This is a genomic window from Rathayibacter sp. VKM Ac-2801, assembly GCF_009834245.1.
GTDB lineage: Bacteria > Actinomycetota > Actinomycetes > Actinomycetales > Microbacteriaceae > Rathayibacter.
The window spans coordinates 3,566,547-3,577,774 of sequence record NZ_CP047183.1; the positions used below are offsets into that span (position 1 = coordinate 3,566,547).

Below are 11,228 nucleotides of genomic sequence, written 5' to 3' on the forward strand. Positions count from 1 at the left end.
GTTGTAGCCCACGGAGCCGCGGAACGTTCGAGCGACCGGCTCCGGGTGCTCGGCCTCCGCCACACCCGTCACCGCTCGTACAGATCCCGAGGAGTTGCCGTGCGCGACATCGTCATCATCGGATCCGGCCCCGCCGGCTGGACAGCCGCCATCTACGCGGCGCGCGCCGAACTGCACCCGGTGGTCGTGGCCTCGTCGGTCGAGATCGGCGGCGATCTGATGAACACCACGGACGTCGAGAACTTCCCCGGCTTCCCCGACGGCGTCCTCGGCCCCGAGCTGATGACCTCGATGCAGGCGCAGGCCGAGAAGTTCGGCGCCGAGACCTTCTACGACGACGTCACCTCCCTCGACCTCGAGGGCGAGGTGAAGACCGTCCACCTCGGCTCCGGCGAGAGCATCGAGGCGAAGACCGTCGTCGTCGCGACCGGCTCCGCCTACCGCAAGCTCGGCCTCCACGACGAGGACCGCCTGTCGGGACACGGTGTCTCATGGTGCGCAACCTGCGACGGCTTCTTCTTCAAGGGGAAGACCATCGCCGTCGTCGGCGGAGGGGATTCCGCGATGGAGGAGGCGACCTTCCTCACCAAGCACGCCGCGAAGGTCTACATCATCCACCGCAAGGACTCGCTCCGCGCGTCGAAGGTCATGCAGAAGCGCGCCTTCGACAACGAGAAGATTGAGTTCATCTGGAACGCCGAGGTCACCGGCATCACCGGCGAGAGCCATGTCAACGGCGTGAAGCTGCGCGACACGGTCGACGGCACGGAGTCCCACCTCGACCTCGACGGCCTGTTCATCGCGATCGGCAACGACCCGCGCACGCACGTCGTGCACGGCAAGCTCGACCTCACCACCGAGGGCACCATCTCGGTGGTCGGCCGCTCCTCCCAGACCTCCGTTCCCGGCGTCTTCGCCGCCGGCGACGTGATCGACCCGACCTACCGTCAGGCCGTCACCGCCGCGGCATCCGGAACGGTCGCCGCCCTCGACGCGGAGCACTACCTCGCTTCGCTCGCCGATGGCACCGCCCACACCGAAGGCTCACCCCGGGCCGAGCTCATCACCCGCTGACCGTCCGGTCATCGCACATCGGAGCCGGCAGCCCGCCGACTCGTGAAGGAGAGAACACCATGTCCACCGCGAAGAGCGTCACCGACGCATCGTTCCAGTCCGACGTCCTCGACTCCGAGAAGACCGTCCTGGTCGACTTCTGGGCCGAGTGGTGCGGCCCGTGCCGCATGGTCGCGCCGATCCTCGACCAGATCTCGGCCGAGCACGGCGACAAGATCGAGATCGTCAAGCTGAACGTCGACGAGAACCCGCAGACCGCTGCGAAGTACCAGATCACGTCGATCCCGGCGATGAAGGTCTACCAGAAGGGCGAGGTCGTGAAGACCGTCATCGGCGCCAAGCCGAAGCCGGCGCTCGAGGCCGACCTGGCTGCGTTCCTCTGAGTTTGCACCTCCGGCCGCCCCGCGCGGTCTCCGAGAGCCCCTGTCACGTCGTGGCGGGGGCTCTCCTCGTCTCCGGGGCTGTTTCACGTGAAACAGCCCCGCTGAGGCGCAGGCCACGATCCCTGCGGTGGCGCCCGACCGCCCCGCCGCAGCACAGGACCGGCCGGTACTGTGGATCCACCCGGTTCCGGCCGGAGAGACCCTGTCCACCGAGCGAAGCGGAACCATCGTGACCAACCGCGGCACCAACCTCGACCCCTGGTACAACTCCTACGCGGAGCGCACGGCCGGTCTGGCCGCCAGTGAGGTCCGAGCACTGTTCGCCGTCGCGTCGCGCCCCGAAGTGGTCTCGCTCGCCGGCGGCATGCCATTCGTGTCCGCGCTCCCCCAGGACCTGGTGACCGGCGCCATCGACACGGTGATGCGCGAGCAGGGACCCGTCGCGCTGCAGTACGGCTCGGGCCAGGGCGTCCCTGTCCTGCGCGAGCAGATCCTCGACGTCATGGCCCTCGAGGGCATCTCCGCCAGCGCGGACGACATTGTGGTCACCACAGGCTCTCAGCACGCCCTGGAGCTCGTCTCGAAGCTGTTCCTGGACCCGGGGGACGTCGTCCTCTCCGAGGGCCCCAGCTACGTCACGGCGATGGTCATCTTCCGGTCGTACCAGGCGGAGGTCGAGCACGTCCCGATGGACGAGCACGGTCTCATCCCCGCGGCCCTCCGTGAGCACATCGCGCGAGTCCGCGCCGCCGGCAAGACGATCAAGTTCCTGTACACGATCCCCACCTTCCACAACCCTGCGGGCGTGACGCTCAGCTGGGAGCGCCGCGTCGAGATCCTCGAGATCTGCAAGTCCGAGGGCATCCTCGTGCTCGAGGACAACCCGTACGGCCTCCTCTACTTCGAGGACGTCCCGCCGAAGGCCATGCGCTCGCTGGAGGAGGACGGAGTGATCTATCTCGGCACCTTCTCGAAGACGCTCGCTCCCGGGTTCCGCGTGGGCTGGGCCCTGGCCCCCCACGCTATCCGCGAGCGGCTGATCCTCGCCAATGAGGCCGCCGTCCTCAGCCCGTCGTCTTTCAGCCAGCTGGTCATCTCGAAGTACCTCGAGACGGCCGACTGGCGCGGGCAGATCGACACCTTCCGTGGCGTCTACCGCGAGCGGAAGGAGGCGATGCTGAAGGGTCTGCAGACCCATCTGCCCGGCCTCAGCTGGACGAATCCGAACGGCGGCTTCTACGTCTGGGTCTCGCTGCCCGAGGAGCTCGACTCCAAGGCGATGCTGCCGCGTGCGGTGAAGGAGCTCGTCGCCTACACGCCGGGTACTGCGTTCTACGGCAACGGGGACGGACGACAGAACATCCGCCTCTCGTTCTGCTACCCGACGCCGGAGCGCATCGGCGACGGGATCCGCCGCCTCGCGACGGTCATCAACGGGGAGCTTGACCTGCTGTCGACCTTCGCGGGCACGGGCCGGCTGAGCAGCGCCGACGCGAGCAAGCGCGACGCCGTCCTGCCGCCCAACGTCTCCTGACTCCGCTCCTTCGATAAGAAAGCCCTGGTCATGACCGATTTCTCTGTGCTCGACCGTACTCTCGACATCGTCGTCATCAGCGGTGGCATCAGCCACGAACGCGACGTCTCGCTCCGGTCGGGCCGTCGCGTCGCGGACCGCCTCTCCGCCATGGGCCACCGGGTCTCCCTGCACGAACCGGACGCCGGCCTCCTCTCGACGCTCCTGCAGAAGCGTCCCGACGTCGTCTGGCCCGCCGTGCACGGAGCGAGCGGCGAGGACGGCGCGCTCCTGGGCCTCCTCGAGGCCGCGGGCTTCGCCTACGTCGGCTCGCAGACGGACGCCGCGCGCCTGGCCTGGTTCAAGCCCACCGCCAAGACGCTCGTCGCCCGCGCCGGCTTCTCGACCCCGCGCTCCGTCACCCTCCCCCGTGAGACCTTCCGCGAGCTCGGAGCCGCCGGGATCCTGGAGCAGGTCGAAGCCCACCTGCCGGGCCCCCTCGTGGTGAAGCCCGCCCAGGGCGGTTCGGCCCAGGGTGTCAGCATCGTGTCGGAGTCGTCGCAGCTTCCGCGGGCGATGGTCGAGGCGTACACCTACGGGGACGTCGTGCTCATCGAGCAGCAGATCCAGGGGACCGAGGTCTCGGTCGGCGTGCTCGACCTCGGTGACGGACCCTTCGCTCTGCCTCCCGTCGAGATCGCCCCCGTCGCGGGCCAGTACACCTTCGAGGCGCGCTACAACGCGGGGGAGACGCACTTCTACACGCCGGCCCGGATCTCACCCGAAATCACGGAGGAGGTGTCCCGCGTCGCCGTGGCGATCCACGAGCTGCTGGGGCTCCGCCACCTCTCCCGGCTCGACTTCATCATCGACGAGGCCGGACTCCCCTGGTTCTTCGACGCGAACGTCCTGCCCGGAATGACCGAGACGTCGCTTGTTCCCCAGGCCATCGAGGCGTCCGGCCGCTACCTCGGCGACGTCTACTCCACCCTCGCGAAGCTCGCCGCCTCCTGACTCCTGCCGTTTCACGTGAAACGGCGTGTCTGGGGACGGTATCCGTCGGAGAACCAGGCACAAGCATCTCGGCCGAGTGGCCGCACGACGGCGCATCGAGATTGCCGAACAGTCGCTGGTCACCACAATGCTCGTCGAAGGGCCGCGACGTGGTGTCTTGAGGCGCTCGGCATCACATCATTGCCACGTAAGGCGAGAACTGGAGTCAGCCTGCCGACTACTCCCATCACCACCCGACAGAGGTCGCCATGCCGACGAATGGCCGCAGAGCGGCGGGTCGAGACCCCCCACCGCCTCTCCACATCACCAGTTCGAGCGAGAACCTCCGCGGCATCTCGACACCCACGATCCCCTGGTACCCGCCTCCGCGCTGGTCGAGTAGCCGCATCGCGGCGCATCGAGACCCACCGCAGTTGGTCCACTACCGCCGCTCAAGCGTCGATCTCAATGGCATCTCGACAGCCACGAACCTCTGGTACTCGGCGCCGTGGCGCTCGAGTAGCTGCATCGCGGCATATCGAGACCCACACCCTGAGCTATCCGCCGTCTGAGTTCTTCACGCTCAGGGCTCAGATGATGGCGTCGGGCCATCACATCATCTCGCGCACGTCGGACGCTGATCCCCTTGCGAGCATCCTCGGCTTTTGAGCGATCCGCCCGGATATCGAGTCGCCGGCTGTATCTTAGCCCGGCCGTTTCACGTGAAACATTGCCTCGACCCCAGGAGCCTGCCTACCGGCCATGCTCAGCTCACCGACCACGATGACGAGCCTAAACTCTCGTCCGACGAGTGAACGCTTCACAGCTCCCGATGTCCGGTCTACCTGATCGCACCGTTTCACGTGAAACACTCCGCGCTCATCTCCTCCGATGGCCAGCACTGCCCGACGAGCCGCGCAGCGGTCTATGGAGACCCCATCTGAAGGAAGCAACGGCTCATCTCGGAATTGCGACGATGAGGAACTACCCGATCCATCTCACTCGCTCGCCTACTGCTCATCTCCTTCGACGCTCTCGGGCCCTTGTTCACAAGTCGCATCGCGGCTTTCGCCCCGTCGAAGTGAGCCTCCGCTTAACGGCGAAGACGAGACCCGTTTCACGTGAAACAATCCGATGCAGCTCACGGACGGTCGGGAAGTGGCCTATCGGCGTCACAGAACCGATCACCATGACTCGTTCTGTGTCCAGTTCTGCTCCCGCCCGTGAGCCGCCGGACTCGACTCGAACGCCCCAGCGCAACGGAGCCAGAGCTCGTACCCCAGGCCTCGATACGGCGCTCGGTGCCTGCTCGACAGCCATCCGCGCGCCGTGAGAACGTCCGCTCAGCGATCCACTCGCTGGATAGTCGACGAACACCGTAGGAGGATCACAAGCGCAGTACTCACCATCAGGACCTGAGTGAGAACGGCACTGCTGAACATCGAGCCTAGTGAGCCCCAGGAGGCGCCGATCACCAGTACTCCGCTGCCTCCGAGACGCGGCGCACACTGGGAATGCCCAATTCACGAGGCGTGCCCTGTCCGACAGAAACGCGTCGATCACCATGATCTCGTGGGCCCAAACAAGCGTGCTGATCTTTGAGGTCACGGTGATGAGGAGGGGAGTGGAAACCTCCCCGACCGCGATCATCGCCGAGACCGCAGCGACAGCGCACCCTCGCCAGCCGCACTACCGACGAACGGTGGCCGCCGGGCCCGCACCTTACGGAGCCAGCGACACCTCGGTCGGCTCGCCGATCTCGGCGAGGATGCGGTTGAGGTCCTGGATGGTGGCGAAGTCGATGACCATCTGACCCTTGCGAGCGCCCAGCGTGACCTTGACGCGGGTGTTCAGCCGGTCGCCGAGGTGATCCGCGATCGACGAGAGGTGCCCGGAGTGCCCGCCCTGCTCCTCCACCGCGGGGCGCGCGGTCGTCCGCGGAGCCTTCATCTGCGCGGCAGCGGCTTCGGCGGCCCGGACGGACAGGTCCTCATTGACGATCTTGTCGGCCAGGCGGCGCATCAGCTCGACGTCGTCGAGCGACAGAACCGCGCGCGCGTGCCCCGCGGTCAGCACGCCGGCAGCAACGCGCGCCTGCACATCGGCGGGAAGGCGCAGGAGTCTCAGCGTGTTCGAGATCTGCGGCCGGGAGCGTCCGAGCCGCGTCGCCAGGGCCTCCTGGGTGATCCCGAAGTCACTGAGGAGCTGCTGGTAGGCCGACGCCTCCTCGAGCGGGTTGAGATCGGCGCGGTGCAGGTTCTCCAGCAGCGCGTCACGGAGCATGTTCTCGTCGGCCGTGTCTTTCACGACAGCGGGGATGGTCGTCAGACCCGCGGCCTTCGACGCGCGGAATCGGCGCTCACCCATGACGAGCTCGTACTTCGCTCCGCCGCGAGCCGTCACGGGCCGGACGACGATCGGCTGCAGCACGCCGAACTCGCGGATGCTGTGAACGAGTTCCGCGAGGTCGTCCTCGTCGAACACCGACCGCGGCTGTGCCGTGTTGGGCGTGATGTCAGCGAGGGGGAGTCGCGCCAGGCGCGCTCCGGGGACCTCCAGCAGCTCCTCGGCGCGGGCCGAATCGCCGACCTGATCAGGGAAGAAGACGTCGACGGGCCGGGAGCGCGACTCGTCGCTGGTCGGGATGAGCGAGCCGATCCCCCGGCCGAGTCCCGTGCGCTTGGTCGCCATCAGCGTGCCTCTCCTTCGTGTGCCGTCTCGGGTGTCCTGCGGGCTCCCCGTCGTGCGATCTCCGCGGCCGCCTCCAGATAGGCCAGCGAGCCGGACGACTGCGGGTCGTAACTGATCACGCTCTGACCGTAGCTCGGCGCCTCCGAGATCCTCACGTTGCGCGGAATCACCGCACGCAGCACCTCCTTCGGGAAATGCTCGCGGACATCCGCCGCCACCTGCTGCGACAGGTTCGTGCGGCCGTCGTACATGGTCAGGAGAATCGTCGAGACACCGAGGTTCGGGTTGAGGTGCCGCTCGATCAGGTCGATGTTCTTGAGCAGCTGACTGAGCCCCTCGAGCGCGTAGTACTCGCACTGGATCGGGATGAGCACCTCGCGGGCGGCCACGAAGGCGTTGATCGTCAGCAACCCGAGCGACGGCGGGCAGTCGATGAAGACGTAGTCGAAGGGCTCGTCCATGGTGTCGAGCATCCGGTCCAGGGCACGGCGGAGTCGCTGCTCACGTGCGACGAGCGAGACCAGCTCGATCTCGGCGCCGGCCAGGTGGATGGTCGCCGGCACACCGTAGAGCGAGGCGAACTCCGGGCTCTTCTGCACCACGTCCGCGAGGGGAGTGTCGTTGACGATCACGTCGTACACGCTGGCCGTCTCGGCGCGGTGCTCGATGCCCAGGGCGGTCGACGCGTTGCCCTGCGGATCGAGATCGATGACGAGCACCTTCGCCTCCCCGCGGGCGAGCCCGGCAGCGAGGTTGACGGTCGTCGTCGTCTTGCCGACGCCGCCCTTCTGGTTCGAGATCGTGATGACCCGGGTCGACTCGGGCTTGGGCAGCGGCTGAGCGTTCAGCAGTGCGCGTCGGCGGGTCATGTCCGCGATCTCCCGGGCCAGGGGAGTCGAGGAGTCGAAGCCTCCGGTCAGACCGGCGGAATCGGGTTGTTTCACGTGAAACCTTCGCTCAGCGAGTGGGACGGACGGCAGCACCGAGAAGTCGACGGTCGAGGAGTCGGGAGCTCACTGCGGCGTCGTGGCGATCAACCCACTGTAGCCCGGACGACCCTCGTCACCTCGGAGAGCACGCCGTCGCCGAGCACGACGACCTCGGGCGGAGAGAGCCGGAAGCGTCGGATCTGCTTCGCCGCCGCCTCGATCTCCTTCTCGGCGTTGATGCCCTTCAACAGGACCAGCTCGCCTCCGGGACGCAGCAGCGGCGCGGTCAGGGGGATCAGCTTCGACAGGGCACTGACAGCCCGCGCGGTCACCTGGTCCAGAGGCTCCGGGAGCCGCACCTCCTCGGCGCGGGCCCGAAGAACCGAGACATTCTCGAGTCCGAGTCCGTCGACCTGCTCCTGGAGCCAGACGGTGCGACGCTCCATCGGCTCGATGAGCACGAAGCGGACGTCCGGCCGCACGATGCCCAGGACGAGCCCGGGAAGACCCGCGCCACTGCCGACGTCGCCCACCAGTCCCGGACGCAGGAGAGGTGCCACCAGGGCGCTGTTGAGCACGTGCCGCGTCCAGAGCCGGGGGAGCTCCAGCGGTCCGATCAGGCCGCGCTCCTCGCCCTGGTCGGCGAGAGCCTCCGTGAAGCGCCGCAGGAGGGGCAGGCGGTCGCCGGCGATCGTCGCAGCGGCCGCGGGCTCGGCCTCGAGGGTCGACTCCACGCCGCTCAGCCGCGGGTGATGACGGTGTGGCGCTCGCGCGCCTCGCCGCGCGACTCCGACACGAATCCGCGCTCGCCCACCATGTCGTGGACCAGCTTGCGCTCGTACGACGACATGGGCGGGAGCGAGGCCGACGTGGCGCCGTCCTCGATCCGCTCGATCGCGCGGTCGACCAGCTGGGCCAGCTCCGCCTCGCGGGCGTCGCGGGAGCCGCCGATGTCGAGGATGAGGCGGGAGAACGCGCCGGTCTTGGTCTGGACCGCCAGGCGCGTCAGCTCCTGCAGCGCCTGGACGGCGTCGGGGCGGGAGAGCACCCGGAGGTTCGTGTCGCCGGAGGCGGTGACCGAGAGGTAGGCGCGGCCGTTGCGGACCTCGATGTCGATGTCGCCGTCGAGGTCGCAGATGTCGAGGAACTCCTCGATGTAGTCGGCGGCGACGTCGCCCTCGTCCTCGAGCTGCGAGAGAGTGGACTCGGGCGCCTCGTCGACGGCGGACGCGTCGGCGTCCACGGGTGCGGACGCGTCGTCGGTGATGGTCTGCATCGGATCGGTCATGGCGGCTCTACTTCTTTCCGGCTTGCTTCTTGGAGCGGTTCTTGCTCACGGGCTGCGTGCGCTGCACGGCCTTCTTCTCGACGAGGGTGACGTCGCCGGCGGCCGTGGTCTCCTCGACCAGCTTGCCTTTGCGGCGCAGGCGCTCCTCGCGGGCCTTGGCGGCCTCGCTGCCGGGGGTCGGCATGTTCCGGATGACGATGAACTGCTGGATCATCGTCCAGATGTTCGAGGTCAGCCAGTAGAACATGACGCCGAGGGGGAAGGCGAAGCCCGAGAAGGCGAAGACGAGGGGGAGGATGTAGAGCAGGATCCGCTGCTGCTTGAACGTCGGCGAGGCCTTCGCCTCGGGCGACATGTTCTTCGAGACGATCTGCAGCTGGGTGATGAACTGCGACGCGGTCATCAGGACGACCATGATCACCGCGATGATGATGACCGGCTCCTGGCCGCCCTCGGCGAGTGCGCCCTGGATCGACTGGTGCAGCGGTGCGACGCCGAAGAGGTTCGCCTCGCCGAACTGACGGGCGAGCGTCTCGTCGAGCGGGCCCACGCCCTTCTGGCTGTGCTGCGCCGCGTTCAGCACCGAGAACAGGCTGAAGAAGATCGGCATCTGGATCAGCAGGGGCAGGCAGGACGCGAGCGGGTTGGTGCCCGTCTTCTTGTAGAGCTCCATGGTCTCGCGGGACATCGCCTCGCGGGACAGCTGGTCGCGCTTGCCCTTGTACTTGTCCTGGATCTTCTTGAGCTGGGGCGCGACCTCGAGCATCCGGCGCTGGCTCTTGATCTGCTTGACGAAGATCGGGATGAGCGCGGCGCGGATGACGATGACCAGGCCGACGATCGAGAGGACCCAGGTGATTCCCGCGGCCGCCTCCATGCCGGTGAAGGTCAGCAGCTGGTGGAAGGCGACGAGGAGCAGCTCGACCACCCACTTGAGGGGCCAGAGGATCGTGCCGAGGAGGTCCATGGAGTGGGGTCAGTCCTTTCGAGGGCCCACGACGAACCCGGCTCGCGTCACGGCGAAGCGGGTCCGGCCGGAAGCCGGTCGGTGCAGGGGGATCGAGGTCGGGACGTCGTCGATGCCGCCGGCCGCCCACGGGTGGCAGCGGAGCAGACGGCGGGCCGCGAGGACGGAGCCGAGGACGAGCCCGTGGAGCTGGACCGCCTGGAGCGCGTACGCGGAGCACGAGGGGTAGTACCGGCAGACGTCCCCGTAGAGAGGGGACACGACCGCCCGGTAGACGATCAGGAGCAGGACGCCGAGGTTCCGCGGCAGCAGGAGGATCGCCCACCCGAGCCGGGCGAGCGGCGCCTCGCGGCGGGGGAGCACGGCGGTCACGAGGACGCCCCGCTCTTCCGCGCGGCTCGCGCCATCGCGGTCCACACCTCGGAGCGCAGCTCCGACCAGGGGGCGTCGGCGCTGCCGGGCAGTGCGCGGACGACGACCTGGGTGCCGGGGTCGATCTCGGGGACGAGCTCGAACGCCACGGCCTTGAGCCGGCGGCGGACGGTGTTGCGCGTCACCGCGGTGCCGACCGTCTTGGCGACGATGAACCCGAACCGCGCCGGATCGCCCGCGGAGGACCGGCGGACATACGTGACGGTGTGCGGTCCCGTGGACCGCACACCGCGACGGACGACTGTCCGGTACTCGCCTCCGTGGACGATGCGATTGGCTCTGGCCAGCACCGCTGGTCGGTACCGCTCGCTGCTAGGCGGAGAGCTCGGTGCGCCCCTTGGCGCGGCGAGCGCTCAGGATGGCGCGGCCGGCACGGGTGCGCATGCGCAGACGGAAGCCGTGCACCTTGGCGCGACGACGGTTGTTCGGCTGGAAGGTTCGCTTGCTCATAATCAGATCTCCACGTACGTGTTCCGCGGCGCGAACCGGCACCACCCGCTCGGGCGGCGACTCGGATCCTCCGGGAAGAAGGGGTGCCCGGCTGCGGAGTCCGCTCGGCCTGCGAGGGCCGCACGGACGACACCGGGCAGGCGTCAACTGATTTAAACTACGGCCTGTTCCGCCACCGGTCAAATGTGGGCGGGGCGAAACCTCGATCATGCACACGGGACGCGGGGTTCCGCGCATTGACACGCGGGTGTCGCTGTGGTGGATTTGTCTCCCGTCGGCTCCGTTCGTTACGGTGTTGAGCCGCAGTTATCCACAGGTGGGACCCGCGTCCTCCCGCGCCCGCACAGGCATCGCTCGAGGCCGGTGGACAACCCTGTGGAGAGAGCGGCACTCGAGACCTCGGCTCCGCGCCCGGTCCGCGACGCCCCTGCAACGGGCGGCGACGGGGCCGGCGGAGACGGCGACCCCGCAGCGACTTCACAGCGACAGCACCCAGGACCGGAGACAG

Annotated in this window: 12 protein-coding genes; 4 read left to right on the forward strand and 8 right to left on the reverse strand. The window is 68.0% G+C overall.

Going from position 1 to position 11,228, the window contains the following annotated elements; all coding sequences use genetic code 11:
* Window positions 1-99 precede the first annotated feature (99 nt).
* The 4 genes from trxB (at window position 100) to GSU45_RS16680 (ending at window position 3,984) form a co-directional block, all read left to right on the forward strand.
* Entirely contained in the window at window positions 100-1,074 is a 975-nt protein-coding gene (trxB, locus tag GSU45_RS16665; RefSeq protein WP_159916681.1) for a thioredoxin-disulfide reductase, read from the forward strand.
* A 59-nt stretch (window positions 1,075-1,133) separates the two neighbouring features.
* Complete coding sequence (trxA, locus tag GSU45_RS16670) at window positions 1,134-1,457, forward strand: thioredoxin (protein ID WP_104222687.1); 324 nt, start codon at window positions 1,134-1,136, stop codon at window positions 1,455-1,457.
* 229 nt (window positions 1,458-1,686) lie between these two features.
* Entirely contained in the window at window positions 1,687-2,991 is a 1,305-nt protein-coding gene (locus tag GSU45_RS16675; RefSeq protein ID WP_159916684.1) for a PLP-dependent aminotransferase family protein, read from the forward strand.
* A gap of 30 nt (window positions 2,992-3,021) precedes the next feature.
* Window positions 3,022-3,984, forward strand: a complete 963-nt coding sequence (locus GSU45_RS16680) for a D-alanine--D-alanine ligase (protein WP_159916687.1) — start codon at window positions 3,022-3,024, stop codon at window positions 3,982-3,984.
* A 1,701-nt stretch (window positions 3,985-5,685) separates the two neighbouring features.
* On the opposite strand, the gene GSU45_RS16685 is transcribed toward GSU45_RS16680, so the two are convergent.
* From GSU45_RS16685 to rpmH, 8 genes are all read right to left on the reverse strand, one after another.
* Window positions 5,686-6,654, reverse strand: a complete 969-nt coding sequence (locus GSU45_RS16685) for a ParB/RepB/Spo0J family partition protein (protein ID WP_159916690.1) — start codon at window positions 6,652-6,654, stop codon at window positions 5,686-5,688.
* Entirely contained in the window at window positions 6,654-7,523 is an 870-nt protein-coding gene (locus GSU45_RS16690) for an AAA family ATPase (protein ID WP_159917223.1), read from the reverse strand. The genes GSU45_RS16685 and GSU45_RS16690 overlap by 1 nt, the downstream gene beginning before the upstream one ends.
* Window positions 7,524-7,687: 164 nt before the next feature.
* Window positions 7,688-8,317: a 16S rRNA (guanine(527)-N(7))-methyltransferase RsmG gene (gene rsmG / locus GSU45_RS16695; RefSeq protein ID WP_159916693.1), complete on the reverse strand. Its 630-nt coding sequence runs from the start codon at window positions 8,315-8,317 to the stop codon at window positions 7,688-7,690.
* A gap of 5 nt (window positions 8,318-8,322) precedes the next feature.
* Window positions 8,323-8,871, reverse strand: coding sequence for a R3H domain-containing nucleic acid-binding protein (locus GSU45_RS16700; RefSeq protein ID WP_244248152.1), 549 nt, complete (start codon window positions 8,869-8,871; stop codon window positions 8,323-8,325).
* A 7-nt stretch (window positions 8,872-8,878) separates the two neighbouring features.
* Window positions 8,879-9,838 (reverse strand): membrane protein insertase YidC, encoded by a 960-nt coding sequence (gene yidC / locus GSU45_RS16705; RefSeq protein ID WP_104222681.1) that lies wholly within the window; start codon window positions 9,836-9,838, stop codon window positions 8,879-8,881.
* Between the two features lie 9 nt (window positions 9,839-9,847).
* Window positions 9,848-10,201 carry a membrane protein insertion efficiency factor YidD gene (gene yidD, locus GSU45_RS16710; protein WP_159917227.1) on the reverse strand — a complete coding sequence of 118 codons (354 nt, stop codon included), beginning with the start codon at window positions 10,199-10,201 and terminating at the stop codon, window positions 9,848-9,850.
* A gap of 5 nt (window positions 10,202-10,206) precedes the next feature.
* Window positions 10,207-10,560: a ribonuclease P protein component gene (gene rnpA, locus GSU45_RS16715; protein ID WP_159916695.1), complete on the reverse strand. Its 354-nt coding sequence runs from the start codon at window positions 10,558-10,560 to the stop codon at window positions 10,207-10,209.
* A 22-nt stretch (window positions 10,561-10,582) separates the two neighbouring features.
* Window positions 10,583-10,720 (reverse strand): 50S ribosomal protein L34, encoded by a 138-nt coding sequence (gene rpmH / locus GSU45_RS16720; RefSeq protein WP_027692766.1) that lies wholly within the window; start codon window positions 10,718-10,720, stop codon window positions 10,583-10,585.
* Window positions 10,721-11,228: the final 508 nt, after the last annotated feature.

What these genes read in the sequence shown, in the direction of transcription:
- GSU45_RS16690 (WP_159917223.1), bottom strand. Translation starts at nt 7,523, where the DNA reads ATGACCCGCCGACGCGCACTGCTGAACGCTCAGCCGCTGCCCAAGCCC.
- rpmH (WP_027692766.1), bottom strand. Translation starts at nt 10,720, where the DNA reads ATGAGCAAGCGAACCTTCCAGCCGAACAACCGTCGTCGCGCCAAGGTG.
- GSU45_RS16685 (WP_159916690.1), bottom strand. Translation starts at nt 6,654, where the DNA reads ATGGCGACCAAGCGCACGGGACTCGGCCGGGGGATCGGCTCGCTCATC.
- GSU45_RS16680 (WP_159916687.1), top strand. Translation starts at nt 3,022, where the DNA reads ATGACCGATTTCTCTGTGCTCGACCGTACTCTCGACATCGTCGTCATC.
- GSU45_RS16700 (WP_244248152.1), bottom strand. Translation starts at nt 8,871, where the DNA reads ATGACCGATCCGATGCAGACCATCACCGACGACGCGTCCGCACCCGTG.
- yidC (WP_104222681.1), bottom strand. Translation starts at nt 9,838, where the DNA reads ATGGACCTCCTCGGCACGATCCTCTGGCCCCTCAAGTGGGTGGTCGAG.
- trxA (WP_104222687.1), top strand. Translation starts at nt 1,134, where the DNA reads ATGTCCACCGCGAAGAGCGTCACCGACGCATCGTTCCAGTCCGACGTC.